The sequence below is a fragment of the Idiomarina seosinensis genome, assembly GCF_003987275.1.
GTDB lineage: Bacteria > Pseudomonadota > Gammaproteobacteria > Enterobacterales > Alteromonadaceae > Idiomarina > Idiomarina seosinensis.
Window position 1 is genome coordinate 256,654 of record NZ_PIQF01000001.1, and the last position, 23,634, is coordinate 280,287.

Here is a 23,634-nt window from a genome sequence, read left to right on the forward strand (position 1 = left end):
AGCGGCAGATTTACTCCTGAAACTGCTTACCGAAGTAGGAGTCTTCGAGCCACTGCGGACGCTGTTCAGCGTTGGCGATTTGTTGACCAATTTCAAAGTTGATATTAGTAAACCGCGCACCAGCTTCATAATTAATGTCATGTACTTTTAAATCATCGCTTGGGCGATGGTAATGCTCAGCAAAGAATTCACCCCAAACTTCACCACCGTCTTCACCCTCGGTACGAGAGGTAAACCCAGTCATTAAGAAGACCGCCGGAATCCCTTTTTTAACTAACGTATAGTGGTCTGAGCGGGTAAATATGGCTTGCTCAGGCATTGGATCAGGACTTTGCTGAGTATCATATTTTTCTGCAGCTTTGCTGACGGTGTCACCCAGAGTCGAATGAGTTGCACCAAACGCAACGACGTCGGCAAAATCATAGAGCAGTACTGGCATATCCAAATTCACGTTAGCGACGATACTATTTAGTGGAACTGTCGGGTTATTCGCAAAGTAGTCTGCGCCCAGCAATCCGCGCTCTTCAGCAGTCACCGACAGGAACATAATCGAACGTTTATTTTCGACCCCAGACTCAACAAACATGCGTGCTGTCTCCAGCATTACGGAGACGCCAGAGGCGTTATCCATTGCGCCGTTGTTAATCTTGTCATCACTGCTCATGTCTTCGACCAGACCAATGTGGTCAGAGTGAGCCGTATAGACCACATATTCATCTTTTAGCTCAGGGTCGGTGCCTGGTAAGACTCCAGCAACGTTAGGGCTGGTCGTTTCTTCGTGAGTTGATTCCTTAACCAGGGTTACCGCTCCGCCCAGTTCAAAACCTTGCGGTGAAAAGTCAGGATCATTTTGAATCTGTTCAAAGATTGACTCTAATGATGTCTCTGCCTCGGCAAATAATTGCTTGGCGGGTTCATCATCAATATAGGCTGAGCCCATCAGCTGTTGTTCTTCGCCTTGCGGTAAGCCGTTGGGACCCATCCAGGTCATGCTTGGCGTTTTGGTGTAATAAACGCTGGTCTCAAATTTGCGGACTTTTTCGCGCACCGGTGTGTGCAGAGTAATGATGCCAACAGCGCCTTTTTCGCGAGCGATATCCCCTTTGATGTTGGCAAGGTGCGCACCTTCTTCACTCGGTAGGTTTTGTGGACGGCCTTGCAGCATGACAACGATTTTGCCTTCTACGTCCAGCCCCTGATAGTCGTTAAGGCCGAACTCGGGTGCTTCCATGCCATAACCGACGAACACCAGCGGGGCCGTAACCTCAGTGCGCTCACTATAATGGCTTGGGCTAGTGATAAACTCTTTACCAAAGGTAAACTCAAGCTCCTCACCGTCGCGTGTATAGACCATCTCGGCGCTATTAGGAACTAACAGGCTGGTACGGAAAGGAATGCGCTGAAAAAAGCTGCCGTCATCACCGGCCGGTTTTAACCCAAGTTGTTTAAATTCGCTGGCGATGTATTTGGCGGCGATTTCGTGGCCTTCGCTGCCTGTTTCGCGACCTTTTAAGTCGTCACTGGCTAAAAATTCCAAATGAGCGCGAATATTTTTCTGTTGAGCAGAAACTGAAGTTTCCTGAGAGGTAGTTTCGGCTGCTCCGCACGCTGCTAACGCTGCCGTCATAGCCGCTGGCAAGAGCAAATGAGTTAGTTTATTCATAATGTTCCTACGAGTTCTTGTTATTAAATGAGGATGATTAGACAACAGTTTACCCCAGAGCCTTTTTGATCACTAGCCAAGATTCCTCAACAGAGTGTTGCAAAAAGTAAACTGGAAGTGTAATGTTATATTATTACATTAGTCAGTAGGAGTCCGTGATGAGGCTAAACCGTATAACCATGATGATGGGGATCGCTGTATTACCAGCGAGTGCCCTGGCGCAGCAAGCAGAAGAAGCGACGCTGCCGGTTGATGAAACCATTGTTATTAGTGCTAACCCGTTGAATAAAACAGCGCTAGAATCGACTCAACCGGTCAACATTATTAGCGGTGACGAGTTACAGCAAAAACACTCACAGTCACTGGGTGAAACCTTGTCATTAGAGCCTGGTATTAACAATACGCACTACACCGCAGGTGCGGGTAGTCCCATTATTCGCGGACTCGATGGTCCTCGCGTAAAGATCACGCAAAATGGTCTGGATACTGGTGATGTCTCACGGGGAAGCCCGGATCATGCAGTGACTACCGAAACCAGCAGCGCTGAACAAATTGAGGTGTTACGCGGTCCGGCAACCTTACTTTATGGTAGCGGCGCTATCGGTGGCGTTATCAATGTCGTTGATAAACGTATTCCACCACAGCCGGTAGTGGGTCTTGAGGGGAGTGCAAATTTACGCGGTAGCAGCGTCAATAACAATAAAGAAGCGTCTTACAACATGACTGCCGGCAACGGCCAGTGGGCTTTGTATACCGATGCTCATTATCGTCGTTCTGACGACTACGATACGCCGACATTTCTTAATGATGAAGGTGAAGCTGTTGATCATGTAGAGAACAGCTTTGTTGATTCGCAGGGTGCCACTTTCGGCGCTGCTTATCATGGCGAGCGTGGCTATTTTGGCTTATCTTACCAAGGGCTCTATCAGGACTATGGAATTCCGGGCCATGCCCATGGTGAGGAAGATGAGCACGATGACCATGCCGGTGAGACTGAAGAAGAGCATGCACAGCACAGCGAAGCTCTGCCATACGCTGATCTTGAACAGCAACGCTGGCAACTAGCCGGCCAACTTAGTAATCCGTGGCAAGGGTTCGAGGCACTGGAAGTGCGCGCTGCGCTAACCGACTACCAGCACCGGGAAATTGAAGGTGATCGTTTAGGCACACAGTTTAGCAACGAGCAACGCGAGTTGCGGGCTGTTGCTAAACATCAGCCACTTGCCGGCTGGTCCGGTGCTATCGGTTATCAGTGGGACATCAGTGATAAACAGGCATTTGGAGAAGAAGCGTTTACACCAGATACCTCACGGCGCTCGCAAGGATTGTTCTGGGTTGTCGAGCAGGAATTTGGCGATCATCACATAGATTTGGGCGCTCGCTACGAGCGAACTTCGCTATCCAGTGACAGTGTGCGTTTAGATACCTTTACCAGCACCTCTGCCTCAGCCGGTTACTTGTATCATTTTGATGAAAATAGTTCCGTATCGGTTAATTTAAGTCACGCTGAACGCGCTCCCAGTGCTACTGAAGTGTTTGCCAATGGCGAGCATTTTGCCACTCGTACCTATGAGTTGGGAACCTTGTATGAACTGCATTTAGAAGACAACAACGAGTACCACGTAGAGACTGCTGAGCAGGAAATGCAAACCGAAACGTCAAATAATATTGATCTTGGATTTCATTATGAAAATAATCAGTTGCACGCTCAGCTCAACGTGTTTTACAACCGAATCGATGACTTCATTTACGAACGTTTTACCGGTATTACCAGTGATCGTATTCATGGCGATGAGGGGCATGACGAACATGCTGGCGAAGAGCACGGTCATGGCAGTGAAGAGGGTCTCGAGGTTGTTCAGTTTGCCCAAACCGATGCTGAACTTTACGGCTACGAACTCGATTTAGGCTGGACCTTTAACCGTAACTGGTCAATTCAGGGTTTTAGCGATTATACCCGAGCCAAACAAACTGATGGTAGCGATTTGCCACGTATTCCGGCGCAACGTATCGGTATTGAAACCCGCTATCAGGCTAACAACTGGGATGCCGCGATCGGTTATACTCGCTATCTGGAGCAAGACCAGATCACTGATTCGGAAAGTATTACACCAGCCTTTGGACGCGTCAATGCGCGACTTAATTTTTATCCGGAGGCGTTAGCGGCACATGGTGTCACTGTTTACTTTAAAGGTGAAAACCTAACCGACCAGCTGGGCTACGTGCACAGTTCGTTTTTGAAAGACGATGCTCCGATGTCGGGTCGTAGTTTACAGTTGGGCGTGTCAGTGAACTTCTGATTCAGGCGATTAATCGCAGGCGTACACGGAACGCAGTATAATTTGTTATTCTTGTTGTTATTGTTCTGATGACAGTTTCTACAAGGAAAGCATTATGCTGCGTTTTTCGTTGGTGGCCGCCGCGGCTGCTACCCTCACATCATTAACGGTTTCACCTTCAGCTCTCAGCGAACCGTTAACTATCGAACGGATCTTTTCTGCCCCGGCTTTATCCGGTGAATCAATTCGCGCTCTGCGCTTTGCTCCGGACGGTGAGTCACTGACTTATTTAAAGGGTCGTGCCGACGACGCTAACCGCTATGATTTATGGCAGTATCAAATTGATTCTGGCGAGCACCGGTTGCTGGTTGATTCAGACAGTTTGTTCTCAGGTGAAGAAAATCTGTCGGATGAGGAAAAGGCGCGGCGCGAGCGCTTGCGCTTAAGTGGTTCCGGCATCGTTAGCTACCAGTGGTCGGCCCAATCTGATGCACTATTGTTCCCATTAAATGGCGACGTTTATTACTATAACCTGGAGCAGGATAAAGCCCGCCAGATAACCGATACTGAGGCTTTTGAAACCGATGCCCGGTTATCGCCAAAAGGCAACTATGTGTCGTTTATTCGCGAACAAAACTTGTACACAGTGTCGCTCGAAACAGGGCGAGAACAAGCAGTGACTGATGGCGGCGGTGGAGTCATTAAGTACGGCATGGCTGAATTTGTGGCGCAGGAAGAAATGGATCGAATGACGGGTTATTGGTGGGCTCCGGATGAGTCGGCAATAGCCTTAACCATGGTAGACGAAAGTCCGGTAGAAATAGCGGTTCGCAGTGAAATATATGCGGATCGTATTGATACCATAGAACAAAGGTACCCGTTTGCAGGAACCGCAAATGTCGATATCGATTTGGGTATTGTAGAGCTCTCTAACAAGCCGCAAAGCCTGCAACAAGACATTAATTGGCTCGACTTAGAGCAGCAGTTAGGAGATGGTTACCTTGCCCGGGTTGACTGGATGAAGGACGGCCAACGTTTGACCTACCAATGGCAGTCGCGGGATCAGCAGCAATTGCAGTTGCGGCTGGTGGACCGTGATGCTGGTCAACAGCAGGTGCTAATCACGGAAACCAGTGATAGCTGGATTAATATTCATGATGACCTTCACTTTTTACAGGACAATAAACATTTTATTTGGGCATCGGAGCGTAGCGGCTACAAACATCTGTATTTGTATCGGGTTGACGGGGGGTTAATTCGCCAACTTACTTCCGGCAACTGGGCGGTTGAACAGTTACAGGCCATTGATGAACAAACGGGAGTTATCTACTTTACCGCGCGTCAGCAGTCGCCACTTGAGCTGCATTTGTACCGTAATCAGTTAAATACCAGTGCGCCAGGTTCGCCTAGCCGTATTACTGAACGCGAAGGGCTGCATCATATTACCTTTGCTGATAATAACCAGTCGTACCTTGATCAATTTGAGTCTCCGCAACAGCCTCCACAGATTAGTTTGCACGGCCCTACCGGGAACCGCATAGCGTGGTTAAAGCAGAATGAAATTGATCAACAGCACCCGTTGAAACCCTACTGGCGAGACTGGCTTTATGCTGATTACGGCACATTAGAAGCTGAGGATGGTCAAACCCTGCATTATCAACTGACAAAACCGGCTGAGTTTGACCCTAATAAAGAATACCCCGTATTGGTCTATGTCTATGGCGGTCCCGGAGTGCAGGTTGTCGATAAAGGTTGGTCAAGCTTGTTTTTACAGTACATGGCGCAGCAAGGTTACGTGGTGTTCAGTCTGGATAACCGTGGCTCGGCAAATCGCGGTAAAGCGTTTGAGTCACCGATATACCGTAATATGGGCGAACCGGAAGTTGCCGATCAGGTTCGTGGTGTTGAGTTTTTGCGTACACTGGACTTTGTTGACGCCAGCCGTATTGGCATATATGGCCACAGCTATGGCGGCTATATGACATTAATGGCGATGTTTAAAGCGCCCGAATATTTTGCTGCCGGTGTGTCAGGCGCGCCAGTTACTGATTGGCGCTTGTACGATACGCACTATACTGAACGCTACATGGGTATGCCGCAGAATGGCGATGCTTATCAACAATCTTCCGTGTTTCCCTATGCGCAGGAATTGCAGGGCGAACTACTGATGTATCATGGGATGGCGGACGATAATGTTTTATTTACCCACAGTACTAAGCTTTATAAGCAGCTACAGGACAATAAACAATCTTTTCAGATGATGAATTATCCTGGCAAAAAGCACTCACTGAACGGGACAGCAACGAAAATTCATCGGCATCAGCTGATTGCTGACTTTTTTCAACAAACGCTTAAAAAATAATGCGTTATACTTAGCGACTCTGATACCTCTAAAAATCTAAGGAGTCGCTATGCGCTTTCTATCTCGCCGACTGGTTATGCCCAATGACCTTAACTTTGCCGGGTCATTATTTGGCGGCCGTATTCTCGAGTGGATTGACGAAGAAGCTTATATTTTCGCCAGTTGCCAGTTAGATGCTAAGAGCCTGGTGACCAAGCACATTGGTGCGATTACGTTTGAAACATCAGCATTTCAGGGAGATGTGGTGGAGTTTGGTTTGCAGGTAAAAAAAGCGGGCCGAAGTTCACTGGCAATCACCTGTGTGGTGCGTAACAAACACACCAAACAAAACATTTGTGTGGCAGATGATATTGTCTTTGTTCACATCGATCCGGAAACTCGCCAGCCGACCCCGCACGGGAAAACCAAAGATCAGCTGGACGATACAAACTTCGAAATCTAACAGGTACTAAGCTCGCCTTAGATAGGCGAGCCTGGGGGCAGTGGTTGCGGCTGATAGCTGGCCGGCCACTGGTCTTCGTTTAAAAAGTGCTTTAGCTGGACTGCTAACTGCTTCGCAAAGCTGCTGTTGTGGTCAGCCAGCTTGGTTTGTTGAGTTTGTAATGAACTACGCAAAGCCAGGTGTACTTCGGGCGCAAGTTGCTCGGCTGATGTTGCCGTCACCATGGCATTAAAGGCGGTGGTTACTATGCGTTGTCGTAAACTATCAGTTGGCGCCTGTTGCCAGCTTTCAAGCACAGTTGCTGCAACCTGATTATATAAAGCCGCTGCCGACGGTACATTGCTGTCGGCATTATGTTGCTGTTGCAAGCGGTTCAGGCGTGCACTATTAAACATCAGCTGTAGGCTAAAATCAGCGGCACTAGCTGCCCAACTTACCGGATCTGGTATCAGCCCGGTACGACCTTTAAATCTTTCTCTATTGTCGTTTGAACCGTAAGCCAGCGGCACCATTAACTGCTGAACCGATTGAGGAAGCTGTAATACTTCTGGCTGCAAAGTCTTAAGCAGCTGTTTTAAGGCTCTTTGTTGATCACTACTGCTAACCATCTGGTAATCGTTGGGAGCACTGTCGTTCATGTAATACCGATAATGAACTCCGCCTAACCATTTGACCGCGGCTTCAGTCTGATAACGGTGCAGCAGGTACATTGGCACTAACACTTCCTGCAAATCACTTAATGGTTGGTTAGCCTTTAGCTGGCCCTGATTAAAACTATCCAATACGTGCTGGCGCACTGTTAAAACGCGTTGTAGTTCGGTTACCGGGTCGCTGCCGTTATCCCACAGATGCGCTGTTGGGTGCGCACCGGCTGCCGGTCGGGCATCACGATCGGAAATGAACTCAAGCCCCAGCTCTTTATTTTGCTGTAGAATACGCGCCAGTTGTTCTGACTGAGAAGGCATACCGGCATAGTCGCTATAGCCATAGGCAATAACCTGTTGGTCCCAGGGCCCTAGACCGATGTCGTACGCATCCTGCAATGACAGCTTTCCATCAGTCGTTAAAGTGACGAGTGGGTGAGGGTAGTCCATAACCGATGCGCGATCCTGCGTTGATGCTGCAAAGTTATGAGCAATGCCGAGGGTGTGACCAATTTCATGGGCGCTTAACTGTCGAATACGCGCTAATGCCATAGCTTCGATGGTTTGCTTTAGTTCTGCCTGATTAGGCTCGTCGAAAGGCCCCAGCAAGCCCTCTGCAATTTTCATATCCTGGCGAACACGTAGAGAGCCTAGGGTTACATGGCCTTTGATAATTTCGCCGGTACGTGGGTCAATAACTGAAGACCCATAAGACCAACCCCGGGTAGCGCGATGAACCCATTGAATAACGTTATAGCGGATGTCCATGGGGTCAGCATCGTCAGGCAGTGTTTTTACCTGAAATGCGTTGTCGTAACCAATTGCTTCAAAAGCTTCGGACCACCAGCGAGCACCTTCTAACAGTGCTGTTTTCACCGGTTCCGGTGCGCCTGGATCCAGATAATAAACAATCGGTTCACGTGGTTCACTTCTGGAAGCGATAGGGTCTTTCTTACTCAACCGATGACGGGGAATTACCTTAGTTTTGATGTCGCTACCTAGAGGCGCGGAATAATCAATAAAGGTTTGTGCCCAAAAGCCGCTGTTGGGATGAAATTCGCGAGTTTGGTAGCCGTTATCTGGTAAGCGGATAAATGAGTGATGCAGATGTAAGGTCAAAGCATCGCTATCGGCGGCAACCTGGCGTACGAAGCGGCCGGTGCCACTACCGACAAAGGTCACTTTCGCCTCTAACTCGGTATTATCAACAAACGCTTTACTGCGCTTGGGATAAATTACTGAGCGCTCGGCAACACTTTTAAAGTCGCCTTGTTCTGTCGCTTTTAGGCGTTCGCTGACGCCGTGTACATCGGATAACAAATACGGCGTATAATCGATCAGTACCGCTTGTTGATCCCGGGCAATGATTTCAAAGCCATGCAATGCACTGTCGGCAAAAGCTTCGTTAACACTGTCCCGTTCGGCTTGGTTACGACTGCTGGCGCGGAACTGAGTGTTGTGAGCCATGAGTAAGGCTTTATCGCCTTCAACATGAAAAGAAGCGAGCTGGGTCTGCCCAAGTTGGCCGCGATCTAAACCAATATCATTGGAACCAAGCCCCCATGGCAGACTGGTCTGAAAGATAAAAGCGGTGGCCTCAAGAGGAACTTGTAGATAGATTTTACCACTCTGCTGGTCGTGGTAAAAATCAAAGAATCCTTGTTGTGAGGTCATGTCTTTAGTGAATTCTGAAATCGCCGGCGTGTCTTTGTTTGCGTTGGCGTCAAAATTGACGAAGACGGCTGAGGTTATCAATATCAGAAACAGAAAGTGCCGCATGGTCTTGTCCTAAATTATTATTCGTTAAGTTGTTGTGCTATTTCTTCAAGGATTTGGGTGGTCCACTGTTCGATTCTTTCATCGGATAAATCGTACTGTGAATCTTCGTCCAGTGATAGTCCAACAAATTGTTGCTGGTCTTCAGTTAGCGCCTTGGAGGCAGCAAATTCGTAACCCTGGTTCGGCCAAAAACCAATGCGCTTACAATTTTTGTCAGCAATGGCATCGTGCAGCATACCTAGCGCGTCTTGAAACCAGTCGGTATAGCCTTCCTGATCGCCCATTCCGTATAGCGCAACCACCTTACCGTCCAACTCCAGCGGGACAATATCATCCCACTGGCTCTCCCAGTCTTCCTGTAGCTCACCAAAATCCCAGGTGGAGATACCAAAGATAAGAATATCAAACTTCTCTGCCTCGGCTAGAGGCGTATCTTTGATGTCATAAATAGAGACAATGTCTTCACCGATGGCCTGCTGTATCTTCTCGGCGGCAATTTCGGTGTAGCATGTGGTTGAGCCATAAAACAAACCGATTTTTAAAGACATAGCTTAAAGCGTCTCCTGTCGACTGATCGAGTATGCAACGTTTTAGTTCGGATGCATTGTAGCAAAAACATCGGTAAAATGGCCGCTAACTTATCATGAAAAGGACACCGTATGTCGCTTAATCCCGTAGTAGAGCAGCTAGAAACTGTTTTTGATCAAGCTTATGTAGATGGTAGTGATGATGAATTATTTGCCAGCGGCTACTTGCGTGGTCATTTTGATTTAGTGGTTGCGAAGATGGAACTTAATGGTGAGACCGATCCGACTCAGGTAATGCCTAACCTACGGGCTGCGGTTGACCAGGCGAAACATGAGTTGGCGCCTGCTGATCAGGCGCACGTACAAAATCTAATGGATAAGCTAACGGCGGTCGCCGAATCGGTCGACGGATAGTCGCCTTAGCGCGTCGTCGGACAGCGGTTGCAGCCCTCCGGTTAATTGGGCGGCCAATATTTCAGCCAGCAATGGCGCTGCGGTTAAACCTCGTGAGCCTAAACCGCTCAATAGATAGAGGTTGTCTATCACCCGACCTATCACGGGCTGATGGTCAGGTGTTGTGGCACGAACACTGGCTCGGGAACCAACCACTGATAAATCGTCAGCCCAGAGCTGGTTTGCACAGCTTTTCAGGCTAGTCTGGTTCTCAAGGTCATCATTGGCACGCTGCTCGTCGCTAGCATCGGCCCGATTGAAGGTAGCGCCAATACAATGAACACCGTTATCTGCCGGGATCATATAGCCTTTGTAGCATAACACTTTGTTCAATGACCGAGTCAGTGGACTGGCTTTGACTAGACTGATTTGGCCACGTACTGGATTAATCGGTAGGGATTGACCGCTAAGCTGCTCGACTAAGTAAGCGCTGTTATGTCCTGCGGCAATAACCAGCGGCGTTGCTGGCGAGTCCATCTCTGCTGAGAAGCTGGCTTGTTGCGGTTGACAACCTGCTGCCGCGAATAACTCATTAACCATTCGTTCCGGACGCAGCCAGCCGGCTCGCGGGTAGTGCAAACTGTCTTGATTCAGTGGTATTTGAGCCGCCGCATTACTGTGTTCTTTAGTAGTGAATGAAACGCTATCAGGATGATACAAATTATTTGCAATTTTTTCCGCGCGCAGCTGTCGTTGTTGATTAAAGGCCGGCTGCATGACGCCGGTAGGGAACCAATGTTGCTGTTGCCAGGGTAAATAGCAGCTAACAGCAGTACTGAAAGCCTGTAAATAAAATTGACTGAGTGGCGTTATTTCCGCATGCAGTAACGGATATACTGCGCCCTGCGGATTTCCCGATGCGGCATCAGCAATGCCACTGCTAATCACCTGAACCGGCACGCTGCGGTGGGTTAATGCCAGCGCTAATGTCGCTGCGGCTATGCCGCCACCAACAATAGTGACAGGGGTTGTATTAAGGGACGGTTTTTTCTGAGCGAGTTTGGGCTCGGCCAGTTGGCCACGTAACATTTCTCGTTTACGGCCAAAACCTTTTATTTTTTCTACCTTAAAGCCAGCTTCGCTTAACCCCCGTTTAACCACACCAGCGGCGGTGAAGGTAGCATAGCTAGTGTTAGCATGGGCGCTTTCCGCCATCGACCGAAACAGCCCTGGCTGCCACATATCAGGGTTTTTAGCGGGCGCAAAGCCGTCCAGGAACCAACAGTCGATTTGTCCCGTTGCTTGTGGCAGAAAATAATTGAGCTGTTGCTCGAGATCGCCAACCCATAGGTCTAGAGTAATCCGTCCATTAGCCAACAATAAGCGATGGCATCCAGTGTCTGTGGCCGGATAAACGGCCAGTAATTGTTCGCATAATGGCGCCAAACTGGGTAAAGTCTGATAAGCCTGCTGTAATTGATCTCGAGTTAGTGGAAATTTTTCAAAGCTAACAAATAGCAAACGACAATCGACTGGTGCTTGTTGTAAAAATAATTGCCAACAGATCAAAAAGTTTAAACCGGTACCAAACCCAGTTTCTGTCACAACAAATTCATAGTGTTGCGGTAAATTTTTAAAGCGCTCGGGTAATCCGTTCTGCTCAAGGAACACGTATCGTGATTCATCGATACCGCTATCTACCGAAAAATAAATATCGTCAAATTGGTTAGAAACGGGGACCCCGTCTTCATTAAAACGAATGTCGGCAGATAATTTCATTTCGGCGAGTTCATGATTTCTGAGATAATGAGCGCTATAATAACAGCGAATGGTTGTGCAATTATAGACATAACTGGATACAAATTGCTTGACAGAGCAGACCACATATTGACGTAAGCTTAGTTACCATATAGGTAATGACCAATAAAGTTTCAATTTACATTTAAATTAAAAGCGCAATAGCGCAAGACAGGACTAAAGAATGAGAAGAGCAGTGATTACCGGACTCGGTGTCGTGTCGAGTATCGGAACCAATCAAGAAGAAGTGCTGGAATCATTACGGACCGGCAAGTCAGGTATTGAGCGCTCAGAGTCGTTTGCCGAAATGGGGCTTCGATGCCAGGTTTGGGGACCGGTTCGATTAGATGTAAAAGACCACATTGATCGCAAAGCATTGCGTTTTATGGGCGATTCTGCGGCCTACGCGTACATAGCCATGAAACAGGCCATCGAAGACGCAGGCCTTACTGACGAAGAAGTCTCCAACCCGCGTACCGGATTAGTGGTTGGCTCCGGTGGTGCTTCTGGTGAGCACCAGGTAGCGGCCGCAGACACGTTGCGCGAAAAAGGTGTTAAGCGCGTAGGACCTTATATGGTTCCTCGTTGCATGGCATCTACTACGTCAGCTTGTCTGGCAACCCCTTACAAAATTAAAGGCATGAACTATTCCATTAGTTCAGCTTGTGCTACTTCTGCGCATTGTATTGGGCATGCGTTGGAACTGATTCAGTTTGGTAAGCAAGACCGCGTGTTTGCTGGTGGTGGTGAAGAACTGCACTGGACACTGGGGATGGAATTTGACGCGATGGGCGCGCTCAGTACCAAATACAATGACGAGCCGGAGAAAGCTTCACGTACCTATGATCAGGGCAGAGACGGTTTTGTACCTGCAGGCGGCGGCGGTATTCTGGTTGTCGAAGAACTGGAAGCAGCAAAAGCACGTGGCGCTAAAATCTACGCCGAGATCGTCGGTTATGGAGCTACTTCAGACGGTTACGACATGGTGGCGCCGTCGGGTGAAGGCGCTATTCGTTGCATGCAGATGGCAATGGAAACCGTCGATACGCCAATTGACTACTTGAACACTCACGGTACCAGTACACCGGTTGGTGATGTTAAAGAGCTTGAAGCAATCCGTGCCGTATTCCCTGAGAAAACACCATTGATTAGTGCAACTAAGGCGATGACAGGTCACGCGCTAGGTGCAGCGGGCGTGCATGAAGCCATCTATTCGTTGTTAATGATGAAGCATGGGTTTGTGACCCCAAGTATCAATATCGAAAACATTGATGAAGCTGCCGAAGGCATGAATATTGTGCGAGAACCGACCAAAGCTGCATTGAAAACAGTGATGTCCAACAGCTTTGGTTTTGGTGGCACTAATGCCTCATTGGTACTGCGTGAATACAGCGAATAATCGACTAAAAGACTGCTTTTAGCGTGCATATTGTTGCTGATCAAAACATACCCGCATTATCCTCCTTAGTGACGAATGCGGGTTCTTTGTCTTTATACTCCGATCGTCAACCGCCGCAAGCATTATTGGCACACGCCGATGCGTTACTAGTGCGCTCAGTGACCAGAGTCGATGAGCATTTGTTGCAACAGGCGCCGCAGTTAAAGTTTGTGGCAACGGCAACCATCGGCACTGAACATCTTGACCTGAACGCACTGAGCAAGCGCGGGATAACCGTAGCCAGTGCGCCCGGTGGCAATGCTGATTCTGTCGGCGAGTACGTGTTAGCGGCCGTGCTTGCTTGCTTTGCTAAGCGCCAACAGCTGCAAAAATTGAGTGATTTAGAAGTTGCTATTATTGGTGCTGGAAATACCGGTATGGCAGCTGGTCGACGTTTGCAGGCATTAGGCCTGACGGTTCATTATTATGATCCGCCTTTGCTTAATAGCGGCGCTGCTGAGCAACGAAGCGACGATATTCATGACCACTGGCAACGAGTCCTTAACTCCGACGTTATCAGCTGTCATGTCCCCTTGATTAACGGCGGTGCTCACCCGACTCAACATTTATTCGATATTGAGGCATTGCAGTCACTGCACTCTGAGCAGTTACTGATTAATGCCAGTCGTGGCGCGGTGGTGGATAACCAAGCCTTGATAGCGTGCTGTGCCCAGGGCGACTGTCCGGAGCTGGTGCTTGATGTCTGGGAAGGAGAGCCACAAATCGATAGCGAATTGCTGCCTCTGGTTACTATAGCGACTCCGCATATTGCAGGACATAGCGCCGAGGGTAAAATTGGTGGTGCTATTATGGTTGCGCGCGAATTGCACGACTTCTTTGGGCTTACGTTTAAACATGAGCTGAGCTCTTTGTTGCCGGACTGCGGCTGGCCCAGCTTGCCAGCGGACGGTATTGCTGAATGGTCGCAACTGGCCGAGCTGGTACTGCGGCGCTACGATATTTGGGCGGACGATGCAGCCATGCGTGCTTATGGTATTACCGCCAGCGGTTTTGATCAGTTACGCAAAAATTACCGTAAAGATAATCCGCGCAGACAACTCAACAATCAACCAATTGCATGTCATAATACACAGCAGATTGCACAATTTTCAGCGTTGGGCTTTAACGCCTTTCGTGCTTAACTTTAGCTTGCTACAGGAGTCACTATGTCAGAAGGTTTTCGCGTTGCGGTATTAGGTGCCACAGGATTGGTGGGGCAACAAATGATCGATATCCTGGCGCAACGAAAATTTCCTGTCAGCCAGCTTATCCCACTGGCCAGCGCACGTTCAGCTGGTGATAGCATTTCTTTTAAGGGTGAAGATATCGAAGTGCTAAATGCCGAGGAGTTCGACTGGTCGGAAGCCGACATCGGCTTTTTCTCTGCCGGTGGTAGCATCTCGCGAGAGTTTGCGCCAAAAGCCGCAGAGGCTGGCTGTGTGGTCATTGATAATACCTCAGAGTATCGCTACGAAGCTGATATTCCGTTGGTCGTACCGGAAGTTAACGCTTATGCGTTGGCCGACTTTCGCAACCGTAATATTATTGCTAACCCCAATTGTTCGACCATTCAAATGTTGGTGGCGCTTAAGCCAATCCATGATGCCGTTGGCATTGAACGCATCAATGTAGCCACCTACCAGTCTGTATCGGGGGCGGGTAAAGAGTCGATGGAAGAGCTCGCGAAACAAACCGCTGAATTACTGAACGCGAAGGAACCAACAATAGCTAACTTCAGCCGTCAAATTGCCTTTAACTGCATCCCTCAGATTGATGTCTTTATGGACAATGACTACACCAAGGAAGAAATGAAAATGGTGTGGGAGACCCAGAAGATTTTTAACGATCCTACTCTGCGTGTTAATCCGACCGCTGTTCGGGTCCCGGTGTTTTTTGGTCATGCTGAAGCAATTCACATTGAAACCCGTCAACCGATTACAGCGGAGCATGCGCAACAGTTGTTAAAAGACGCACCGGGCGTTACTTTGTTTGAGAATCGCGAAGAGTTTCCTACCCAAGTAAGTACCGCAGCTGGCCATGATGAAGTATTTGTTGGGCGTATACGAGAAGATATCAGTCATCCAAATGGTCTTAACTTGTGGGTTGTAGCCGATAATATCCGTAAAGGTGCGGCGACGAACTCGATTCAAATTGCTGAACACCTAATTAAAGATTACTGGTAATCGGTAAAACCGTAAAAGAAGTGGTAAAAGCAAACCGCTTATGTCATAAAGTTTTTATGACGGACGCCGTTAATAAGAAAAGCAAAGTGCGGGCAGAGATAAAGGATGATACGAGATAACACAGGATCCAGTTTGAAACAGTCTATCCGGCGACGGACCATCAACAGCTTGATGGCCGCTTTGTTGTCATTACCTTTGCTTGCTTTTGCTTATAACCCGCTGCAAGACGACGGCGTGATTATTAAGGGCGAAAAAGGCTCCGAGGCTACAGATGTCCGCGAAGGGCAAGAGCGCTATGGGCCGATTACCTCCTCCGATACGCTCTGGGCCATTGCCAAGCAATACCGCCCGCATTCCAGTGTTACTCAGTACCAGACGATGGTGGCTATTGCTCAGGCGAATCCGCGAGCGTTTGTGAACGGTAATATTAACCGTATGCTGGACGGCTTTTACTTGCGCATCCCCAGCTTACAAGAAATCGACATGATTAACCCCGAGACAGCACGTCGCCGGGTGCTTGCCGATGAGCAGTTAAAACAAAGTGAGCAACAGCTGTCCGAGGCAGAACAGCAAACACAACAAACTCGCGAACAACAGCAACAGCTGCTGAAGGAAGCTCGCCAGCGCGCTGAGCAAGTGATTAAGGACGTTGAACAACAACAGCAACAGAGCTTTAGTCAATTGCGCGGTGAAGTTAACGAGTCAATGCAAGCTGTGCAGCGCGTGTACGATGAAAACGAAGCAATTCAGCAACGGCTGGACCTGCTTGCCGAGCGGATCGAAGAGCTTGCTACAGGACTGCAGAAAAGCAGCCAGTTAGAGCAAGAGTTTGATCAACTGTTGCAACAGCAGCAACAGTTGATGGAAATGCAGCAGCAGGAACAAGTGCAAGAAAAATCCTCTGGCTTTATGGACTGGTTAAAAAATCCATTAAACCTCACATTATTAGCCATTTTACCGGCTCTGATAGTGATATTTGTCCTTTATTGGCTGTTTATCCGGCGTAAGCCAGAATCTGATGATGAACCTGCCGCTGAAAAGAAAGTCGATGAGCTGGATGATGAAGAGGCCTCTAAAGCGCTAGACCGTGAGCTTATGGAAGGAGGAGCGGATAATGCTGATGATGGCTTGTTCGATCTGGACGGCGATAACGACGATGATGAAGATTTAGGCGATGATCTGAGTGCGTTAGAAGCGGAACTGACTCAGACTGGTCAGAGTCAACAAGATGATGACGACTTTAGCATTCGTCTTGATGATGAAGAAGAAGAGGGTGACGATAGTAACGAAGCGCAATCATCAGAGCCGGCTGCATCAGAACAAGAGACTTCTGAGTCCGAACCGGTTGATGAAGAGCTTCTCCCGGAAGACGATAAACTGACTGATACAGATGCTTCTGATGATGAACAAGAAGGTGATTCGGAACTGTCTCAAGAAGAGTTGGACAGGTTATTTTCAGAAACCGACGATGACGATGAGCCCGCGCTGGATTTGTCTTTAGATGACGATGACGAAGCAGCATCGGAACCACAAACGGAATCGGAGCCAGAACAAGAACCGGAGCCAGAACCCGAACCCGAACCCGAACCCGAACCCGAACCCGAGTCAGAGCCGGAGTCAGAACCAGAGCCGGAGTCAGAGCCAGAGCCAGAGCCAGAGCCAGAGCCAGAGCCAGAGCCAGAGCCAGAGCCGGAGAAAGAGCCCGAGCCCGAACCCGAGAAAGCGCAATTTGAAGATCCCGATGCCGCCGAAGAAACGCTGGCACAATTGGGTATTGAAGAAGATGCTGTTGATGAAGAAGATGACAGCGAAGCAACGGACAGTAATGAACTGGACCGGATGCTGCAGGAATCTGAGCAATTAGAATCGGAATTATCAGACCTGGACGATATTGAAGAAGAACTGCCAGAAGACGATGAAGCGCTGGAGCAGGCAGAACAACAAGCCGATAGTGAACTTGATCAAATGTTCTCTGAGCCTGAGCAAACATCGACAGAAGAAAAAGAAGATGGCGATGAAGGTGGGTACCTCGACATCGATAGTTTGATGGAAGATGCCGAAGAAGGTGAAGAAGAGCAGGATAACTACCAGTCTTCTGCGGTCGGTGACTTGTTGAATGATGAAGAATTGGAAAATATTAGCGATTCTGACGAAAGCTCGGTTGATGAAGAAGCGTCAGGTCAACTCGACTTAGCCCGTGCCTACATAGACATGGGTGAAGCGGATGAAGCAAAAGAAATTTTACAACAACTGATTGACGGTAATGACGACAAGGTGGCTGAGGAAGCTAAGTCGTTGTTTACACGATTAGATAGCTAACGACATTCGTAAGGAAGAAGTATGCGAATTGCGCTAGGTCTGGAATATGATGGTAGCCGCTATTATGGCTGGCAACGCCAACGAGAAGTCGACAGTATTCAGCGACGGCTTGAACGTGCGTTAAGTAAAATTGCCAATGAACCGGTCGAAGCGGTGTGCGCTGGCCGTACTGATGCTGGTGTGCATGCGACCCATCAAGTCGTGCATTTTGACGTAAACACTGAGCGCGCTCCACCGGCCTGGACTCTGGGGGTTAACAGTAACCTACCCAGTGACATTGCGGTACGCTGGGCACAACCGGTTAGCGATGACTTTAGTGCGCGTTTTAGCGCGACCGCGCGTCGTTATCGATATATTATTGCCAACACCCGTTTGCGTCCTGGCATTCACGGTCAGGGTGTTAGTCATTATCACCAGCCTTTAGATGAAAAAGCGATGCAGGCAGCAGCGCCCGCGTTGATCGGTGAACACGACTTTACGGCGTTCCGGGCATCGCATTGCCAGTCACATTCACCGCGGCGTAAGGTGACCCATTTGTCGGTATCGCGGCGTGGTGATTTTGTTATTATCGACATAAAAGCGAATGCGTTTTTACATCATATGGTACGTAATATCGTCGGCAGCCTTTTGTTTATCGGCTATCACGAACAATCGACGGATTGGTTAGCAGAATTATTAGAGGGACGAGACCGAACCAAGGCTGCGGCAACGGCTAAACCAGGTGGCTTGTATTTAGTTGCTGTGGATTACCCTGAACAGTTCTCTATTCCACAACCAGAGCCGGGTCCACTTTGGTTTATTGACGAAAGCTGACTGTTATGACCTCTTTGCTTGACCGAGTTGTGCTACCATGTAAGCTAATCGATGAATTTTCACAGAGCCTGAAAGCGAACATTTATGAGCTGGATTGAAAGAATTCTTGCAAAGCCAAAATCAAACAAACGTAAAAACGTCCCGGAAGGGGTGTGGAGCAAATGTACATCCTGCGACGCAATTATCTATCGCAACGATTTAGATCGTAATTTGAGCGTTTGCCCGAAGTGTGACCATCACATGCGTTTGACCGGACGAGAGCGGCTAAGCTTGTTCCTGGACGAACAAGGGGTTACGGAAATAGCTGCCGAGCTTGAGCCAAAAGATATTCTTAAGTTTCGTGACTCGAAAAAGTATAAAGACCGTATCGCCGCTGCGCAAAAAAGCAGTGGTGAAAAAGACGCGCTGGTGGCTCAACGCGGCACAGTGCAAGGCGTTCCAGTCGTCGCTGTTGCTTTTGACTTTAACTTCATGGGTGGCTCGATGGCATCCGTGGTTGGCGCTAAGTTTGTAAAAGCGGTAGAGCAATGTCTGGAGCATAGATTGCCGTTGATTTGCTTCTCGGCCTCCGGTGGCGCGCGCATGCAAGAAGCGCTTATGTCGTTGATGCAAATGGCAAAGACTTCTGCGGCATTAGCCCGTATGAGCGAAGAGGGCTTGCCCTATATTTCGGTATTAACCGATCCAACCATGGGCGGTGTATCTGCCAGTTTAGCGATGCTGGGCGATATTCATATTGCTGAACCCAAAGCATTAATTGGTTTTGCCGGTCCGCGGGTTATTGAGCAAACGGTACGTCAGACTCTGCCTGAAGGCTTTCAGCGCGCCGAGTTCTTGGTTGAACACGGTGCCATTGACATGATCGTTGATCGTCGTGAAATGCGCAATAAAGTTGCTGGGTTATTGGCGAAAATGATGAACTTACCAAGCCCGGTGATGGATCGTATAGAAGAGTCAGAAGCTTAAGCCAGTGAAATGACCGGAGAAACTGATTTGGTGTCTTGTATCGTGCCGGATAACAAGTCGCCGCTCAATGAGTGGCTTGCGTATCTTGAACAAACCCACCCGAACGAGATAGAGCTTGGTTTAGAACGTGTCGATCAGGTGTTGCAGCGCGCTGGTTTACAGCGTCCTGCACGCTTCGTGATTACCGTCGCGGGAACAAATGGCAAGGGCTCAACAGTTGCCTACCTAGATACTATTTTGCGTGCATCCGGTTATAAGGTTGGTGTTTATACCTCTCCCCATTTAGTCCACTATAATGAGCGGGTTAGCATTAATGGTGAATGGCTATCCGACGCAGACCATGTGCAGGCATTTGCAGCGATCGAACAGTATCGTCAGCAAACTTCGCTGACTTACTTTGAGTTCGGAACCCTGGCAGCGTTTTGGTTAATGAAGCAGCAGCCATTGGATGTGGCTATTCTCGAAGTCGGTTTAGGCGGGCGCTTAGATGCCGTTAATGTGGTTGATCCGGATATCGCGGTAATCACCAGCATCGGTATTGATCATACACAGTTTTTGGGCGATAACCGCGAGCTCATCGGCCGTGAAAAGGCGGGTATCGCAAGGTCTGACACACCGTTGATATGTGGTGACTCGAACCCCCCTAAAAGTATCCGTCAGTATGCGACTGATATAAACGCGATACTGCATCAGGTTGGAAATGGTTTTAGTTTTAACGAGCAACCAAAGGAATGGCACTATCGTGGCATCGAGTCCAATTTGTTGCAGCTACCACTGCCGCGACTGCCGTTAATGAACGCGGCGACGGCGCTGGCGGCGCTAGAATGCCTGCCGCTGGCGGTTAGTGCGGATGCAATTAAGCTGGGTTTGCGTAACGCAGAATTAGCAGGACGAATGCAGCAACGGCATCACCAGGGCTGTGACATTTTGTTAGATGTGGCCCACAATGCTCATGCTGCAGGCTATCTTGTTAAGGTGTTAAAGAAGTTAGCTAAGCAGCGCCCCGTTTATGCTGTCGTCGGAATGTTGAAAGATAAAGATCATAACGCCGTATTTGAGACATTAAACGGCGTTATTGACCATTGGTACTTAGGAACATTAACCGAGAGTCGGGGCAATACTGCCACAGTGTTGGCAGCAGCACCTGCACTGAATGACAAGCAGCAGTTGGTTGATTGCTATGATACGATAGAAAGCGCGTTTGAGTCGGCGCTGACAGCAGCGCAAAATAGCTCAGACGATGAAAAGCCGCTGGTGTTCGTATTTGGCTCGTTTTACACTGTCGGCAGCGTAAATCACTATCTAAGGAGCTGAGTTTGGCTAGTCCGCTACAGAACAGGCTTGTCGGTACATTAATTTTAGTCGCATTGGCCGTTATTATTTTGCCGGATGTGCTGGATGGTGAAAAAGCGGAAACCTTAGAAGAGTTCGAAAGTATTCCTCTGCAGCCGCAACAAAATACCAAACTACAAGAGCCGCAACCGATCCCTGATGACGTGAGCAAAAAGCTGGCTGAACGCACTAGTCAGGTTGATGAGTCGGAGCCCGAAGCCACTGCAGACACGGCTGAGCCGCTTGATGAAGAAGCGTTAGCGGAAACGGCTTTGAAAGCGCCACCGCGTGAACCCCAAGAGTTTGCCGCGGATATGGACGCATTTGTGATTCAACTGGGCGCCTTTAGTAATCGCCAAAGCGTTGAAAAGTTGGTCACGCAACTGCGACAGAAAGGCTTTGCTGCTTATAGTGAGCAGGCGGGTGATTTGACAAAACTAATGATCGGGCCAGATACGTCGCGCAATGAATTAGAAAAACAGTTGACCCGCTTAAACGAATTGACCGGATTGCAAGGCAAAGTGGTGACTTACAAGCCTTAACCCGTCGATACTAAAGAGATGTAAAAAAAAACACAATTCACCGCTGTTTCTGTTAAAATTTGCCCACTTTTAATTGGGCTAACGAGTGCTTATGCTCTGGATAGACTACGCCATTATTATCATTATCGCGGTTTCCACCTTAGTCAGTTTGGTGCGTGGTTTTGTTAAAGAAGCTGTCTCTTTAGCGGTATGGGTTGCCGCCTTTATTATTGCCAGTCAGTTTTATCAGGACCTGGCCGTTTACTTCACGCAAATTCAAGACACGATGGTGCGCAATGCTGCTGCGATTGGCGCGCTGTTTGTAGTTACTTTGGTGCTTGGTGCCATCGTTAATTATATTTTATCCCGATTAGTGCAACACACCGGCTTATCAGGCACCGATCGCGTGCTTGGGCTGGTCTTTGGCGCCTTACGCGGGGTCCTTATTATTAGTGCCTTATTATTCTTTATTGATTCGTTTACCGGCTTGTCAGATAGCCCTTGGTGGCAAGATTCACTGTTAATACCGCACTTTGGTGTATTTATTCAGTGGTTTTTTGAATATCTCGAAACAAGCTCAAGTTTTTTAGTCCCGAAACCAGTTTAAGAGGGTCAGCGTTTTATGTGTGGTATTGTTGGTATCGTAGGCAAGCAGCCGGTCAATCAAGCGTTATACGATGGTTTGACCATGCTCCAGCATCGTGGTCAGGATGCGGCGGGCATTATGACCGTAGATGAACACAACACTTTGTTTTTGCGTAAAGCCAATGGACTGGTTCGTGATGTTTTTCATACTCGTCATATGCATCGGCTTGCGGGTAAAGTGGGTATCGGTCATGTTCGTTATCCAACCGCTGGCAGCTCTAGCTCTGCTGAAGCTCAGCCGTTTTACGTTAACTCTCCATTCGGCATTGCGATGGCGCATAATGGTAACTTGACCAACGCCAGCGATGTTAATAATCATCTGTTCAAAACGGCTCGTCGGCATATAAATACGACCTCGGATTCCGAAATATTGCTGAATGTTTTTGCCAATGAACTGGATAAAAACGACAGTCTGGGGTTAAACGATGATGATATTTTCCGCACGATTACCGCTGTACATCGCAAAGTGCGTGGTGCTTATGCGGTAGTTGCGATGATTTTAGGACATGGTCTGGTAGCGTTTCGCGACCCCTGGGGCATTCGTCCCTTAGCATTAGGTAAACGTGAAACCGCCGATGGCGACGAGTACATGGTTGCTTCAGAAAGCGTTGCCATTGACGGTACGGGATTTAAATACGTGCGCGATGTTGAACCGGGTGAAGCAATTTACATCACCAATGAAGGCAAGCTTTACTCACGCCAGTGTGCGGATAAACCTAAACATTGTCCGTGTATCTTTGAGTATGTCTATTTTGCTCGCCCTGACTCGTTTATCGATGGCATTTCAGTGTACGCCTCACGGGTAAACATGGGTCGTAAATTAGGTGAAAAGATAAAACGCGATTATCGTGATCTGGATATCGATGTGGTTATTCCGATTCCAGAAACTAGTAACGACATAGCACTGGAAATAGCCAGTGTTATGGACTTACCTTACCGTCAGGGGTTTGTTAAGAACCGCTATATCGGACGTACCTTTATCATGCCGGGACAGACACAACGGCGTAAATCGGTGCGCAGAAAGTTGAACGCGATTAGTGCCGAATTCAAGGGCAAGAACGTATTACTGGTGGACGACTCAATAGTACGAGGCACGACTTCGGAACAAATTATTGAGATGGCTCGTGAAGCAGGCGCCAATAAAGTGTATTTCGCTTCAGCGGCACCGGAGATACGGTTCCCCAATGTCTACGGTATTGATATGCCGAGCGCCAATGAACTCATTGGCCATGGCCGTGAATCACTAGAAATTTGCGATATGATTAAAGCGGACGGCCTCATTTATCAGGAGTTAGAAGACCTGGTAGCAGCGGTCGGGCAAGAGAACTCTGCTATTCAACGCTTTGAAACATCTGTTTTTAATGGTGAGTATGTCACTGGTGATATTAGCCAGGAGTATCTCGATCAACTCGATGCAGCGCGCAACGATATTGCCAAAGCAGAGCGTGATAGCAGCGAAGACGCTAACCTGGAAGTACACAACGACAACGATTAATGGGCGCTGTGGCAGCCCATTAATCGCAACAAGAGC

Annotated in this window: 18 protein-coding genes; 14 read left to right on the forward strand and 4 right to left on the reverse strand. The window is 48.5% G+C overall.

Annotated features, from left to right (window positions below; all coding sequences use genetic code 11):
• Window positions 1-10: 10 nt before the first annotated feature.
• The gene (locus CWI81_RS01155; RefSeq protein WP_126783409.1) at window positions 11-1,663 is read right to left on the reverse strand and encodes a M28 family metallopeptidase; all 1,653 of its coding nucleotides are present in this window, start codon (window positions 1,661-1,663) and stop codon (window positions 11-13) included.
• A gap of 158 nt (window positions 1,664-1,821) precedes the next feature.
• Here CWI81_RS01155 and CWI81_RS01160 point away from each other — a divergent pair, with 158 nt between their 5' ends.
• From CWI81_RS01160 to CWI81_RS01170, 3 genes are all read left to right on the forward strand, one after another.
• Window positions 1,822-3,963, forward strand: coding sequence for a TonB-dependent receptor (locus tag CWI81_RS01160; protein WP_126783410.1), 2,142 nt, complete (start codon window positions 1,822-1,824; stop codon window positions 3,961-3,963).
• Window positions 3,964-4,057: 94 nt separating this feature from the next.
• Complete coding sequence (locus CWI81_RS01165; protein WP_126783411.1) at window positions 4,058-6,304, forward strand: S9 family peptidase; 2,247 nt, start codon at window positions 4,058-4,060, stop codon at window positions 6,302-6,304.
• A 49-nt stretch (window positions 6,305-6,353) separates the two neighbouring features.
• Complete coding sequence (locus tag CWI81_RS01170; protein ID WP_126783412.1) at window positions 6,354-6,746, forward strand: acyl-CoA thioesterase; 393 nt, start codon at window positions 6,354-6,356, stop codon at window positions 6,744-6,746.
• A 17-nt stretch (window positions 6,747-6,763) separates the two neighbouring features.
• On the opposite strand, the gene CWI81_RS01175 is transcribed toward CWI81_RS01170, so the two are convergent.
• The gene (locus CWI81_RS01175) at window positions 6,764-9,169 is read right to left on the reverse strand and encodes a zinc-dependent metalloprotease (protein WP_126783413.1); all 2,406 of its coding nucleotides are present in this window, start codon (window positions 9,167-9,169) and stop codon (window positions 6,764-6,766) included.
• Between the two features lie 17 nt (window positions 9,170-9,186).
• Window positions 9,187-9,717 (reverse strand): flavodoxin FldB, encoded by a 531-nt coding sequence (gene fldB, locus CWI81_RS01180; RefSeq protein WP_126783414.1) that lies wholly within the window; start codon window positions 9,715-9,717, stop codon window positions 9,187-9,189.
• Window positions 9,718-9,828: 111 nt separating this feature from the next.
• Between fldB and CWI81_RS01185 the strand changes: the two genes are divergently transcribed.
• Window positions 9,829-10,110, forward strand: a complete 282-nt coding sequence (locus CWI81_RS01185) for a YfcL family protein (RefSeq protein ID WP_126783415.1) — start codon at window positions 9,829-9,831, stop codon at window positions 10,108-10,110.
• Here the strand turns inward: CWI81_RS01185 and mnmC are convergent.
• Window positions 10,078-11,868 carry a bifunctional tRNA (5-methylaminomethyl-2-thiouridine)(34)-methyltransferase MnmC2/FAD-dependent 5-carboxymethylaminomethyl-2-thiouridine(34) oxidoreductase MnmC1 gene (gene mnmC, locus CWI81_RS01190; RefSeq protein ID WP_126783416.1) on the reverse strand — a complete coding sequence of 597 codons (1,791 nt, stop codon included), beginning with the start codon at window positions 11,866-11,868 and terminating at the stop codon, window positions 10,078-10,080. The two genes, CWI81_RS01185 and mnmC, sit on opposite strands and share 33 nt — an antisense overlap.
• Before the next feature lie 202 nt (window positions 11,869-12,070).
• Between mnmC and fabB the strand changes: the two genes are divergently transcribed.
• The 10 genes from fabB (at window position 12,071) to purF (ending at window position 23,598) form a co-directional block, all read left to right on the forward strand.
• The gene (gene fabB / locus CWI81_RS01195) at window positions 12,071-13,285 is read left to right on the forward strand and encodes a beta-ketoacyl-ACP synthase I (RefSeq protein ID WP_126783417.1); all 1,215 of its coding nucleotides are present in this window, start codon (window positions 12,071-12,073) and stop codon (window positions 13,283-13,285) included.
• A gap of 23 nt (window positions 13,286-13,308) precedes the next feature.
• Window positions 13,309-14,466 (forward strand): 4-phosphoerythronate dehydrogenase, encoded by a 1,158-nt coding sequence (locus CWI81_RS01200; protein ID WP_126783418.1) that lies wholly within the window; start codon window positions 13,309-13,311, stop codon window positions 14,464-14,466.
• 24 nt (window positions 14,467-14,490) lie between these two features.
• Window positions 14,491-15,507, forward strand: a complete 1,017-nt coding sequence (locus tag CWI81_RS01205) for an aspartate-semialdehyde dehydrogenase (protein ID WP_126783419.1) — start codon at window positions 14,491-14,493, stop codon at window positions 15,505-15,507.
• 132 nt (window positions 15,508-15,639) lie between these two features.
• The gene (locus CWI81_RS01210) at window positions 15,640-17,826 is read left to right on the forward strand and encodes a FimV/HubP family polar landmark protein (RefSeq protein ID WP_198678631.1); all 2,187 of its coding nucleotides are present in this window, start codon (window positions 15,640-15,642) and stop codon (window positions 17,824-17,826) included.
• Window positions 17,827-17,847: 21 nt separating this feature from the next.
• Window positions 17,848-18,639 (forward strand): tRNA pseudouridine(38-40) synthase TruA, encoded by a 792-nt coding sequence (gene truA / locus CWI81_RS01215; RefSeq protein ID WP_126783421.1) that lies wholly within the window; start codon window positions 17,848-17,850, stop codon window positions 18,637-18,639.
• Between the two features lie 84 nt (window positions 18,640-18,723).
• Window positions 18,724-19,605 carry an acetyl-CoA carboxylase, carboxyltransferase subunit beta gene (gene accD / locus CWI81_RS01220; protein ID WP_126783422.1) on the forward strand — a complete coding sequence of 294 codons (882 nt, stop codon included), beginning with the start codon at window positions 18,724-18,726 and terminating at the stop codon, window positions 19,603-19,605.
• 9 nt (window positions 19,606-19,614) lie between these two features.
• Window positions 19,615-20,919, forward strand: a complete 1,305-nt coding sequence (gene folC / locus CWI81_RS01225; protein ID WP_126783423.1) for a bifunctional tetrahydrofolate synthase/dihydrofolate synthase — start codon at window positions 19,615-19,617, stop codon at window positions 20,917-20,919.
• Window positions 20,920-20,921: 2 nt separating this feature from the next.
• Window positions 20,922-21,479, forward strand: coding sequence for an SPOR domain-containing protein (locus tag CWI81_RS01230; RefSeq protein ID WP_126783424.1), 558 nt, complete (start codon window positions 20,922-20,924; stop codon window positions 21,477-21,479).
• Window positions 21,480-21,570: 91 nt separating this feature from the next.
• Window positions 21,571-22,065: a CvpA family protein gene (locus CWI81_RS01235; protein WP_126783425.1), complete on the forward strand. Its 495-nt coding sequence runs from the start codon at window positions 21,571-21,573 to the stop codon at window positions 22,063-22,065.
• Window positions 22,066-22,080: 15 nt separating this feature from the next.
• Complete coding sequence (gene purF / locus CWI81_RS01240) at window positions 22,081-23,598, forward strand: amidophosphoribosyltransferase (RefSeq protein ID WP_126783426.1); 1,518 nt, start codon at window positions 22,081-22,083, stop codon at window positions 23,596-23,598.
• The last annotated feature ends 36 nt before the right edge of the window (window positions 23,599-23,634 follow it).

Bases quoted from the DNA above. Each gene is read 5' to 3' on its own strand.
- mnmC (WP_126783416.1), bottom strand. From the start codon at position 11,868: ATGAAATTATCTGCCGACATTCGTTTTAATGAAGACGGGGTCCCCGTT.
- truA (WP_126783421.1), top strand. From the start codon at position 17,848: ATGCGAATTGCGCTAGGTCTGGAATATGATGGTAGCCGCTATTATGGC.
- CWI81_RS01205 (WP_126783419.1), top strand. From the start codon at position 14,491: ATGTCAGAAGGTTTTCGCGTTGCGGTATTAGGTGCCACAGGATTGGTG.
- folC (WP_126783423.1), top strand. From the start codon at position 19,615: ATGACCGGAGAAACTGATTTGGTGTCTTGTATCGTGCCGGATAACAAG.
- CWI81_RS01170 (WP_126783412.1), top strand. From the start codon at position 6,354: ATGCGCTTTCTATCTCGCCGACTGGTTATGCCCAATGACCTTAACTTT.
- purF (WP_126783426.1), top strand. From the start codon at position 22,081: ATGTGTGGTATTGTTGGTATCGTAGGCAAGCAGCCGGTCAATCAAGCG.
- fabB (WP_126783417.1), top strand. From the start codon at position 12,071: ATGAGAAGAGCAGTGATTACCGGACTCGGTGTCGTGTCGAGTATCGGA.
- fldB (WP_126783414.1), bottom strand. From the start codon at position 9,717: ATGTCTTTAAAAATCGGTTTGTTTTATGGCTCAACCACATGCTACACC.
- accD (WP_126783422.1), top strand. From the start codon at position 18,724: ATGAGCTGGATTGAAAGAATTCTTGCAAAGCCAAAATCAAACAAACGT.
- CWI81_RS01235 (WP_126783425.1), top strand. From the start codon at position 21,571: ATGCTCTGGATAGACTACGCCATTATTATCATTATCGCGGTTTCCACC.
- CWI81_RS01175 (WP_126783413.1), bottom strand. From the start codon at position 9,169: ATGCGGCACTTTCTGTTTCTGATATTGATAACCTCAGCCGTCTTCGTC.
- CWI81_RS01160 (WP_126783410.1), top strand. From the start codon at position 1,822: ATGAGGCTAAACCGTATAACCATGATGATGGGGATCGCTGTATTACCA.
- CWI81_RS01165 (WP_126783411.1), top strand. From the start codon at position 4,058: ATGCTGCGTTTTTCGTTGGTGGCCGCCGCGGCTGCTACCCTCACATCA.
- CWI81_RS01155 (WP_126783409.1), bottom strand. From the start codon at position 1,663: ATGAATAAACTAACTCATTTGCTCTTGCCAGCGGCTATGACGGCAGCG.
- CWI81_RS01185 (WP_126783415.1), top strand. From the start codon at position 9,829: ATGTCGCTTAATCCCGTAGTAGAGCAGCTAGAAACTGTTTTTGATCAA.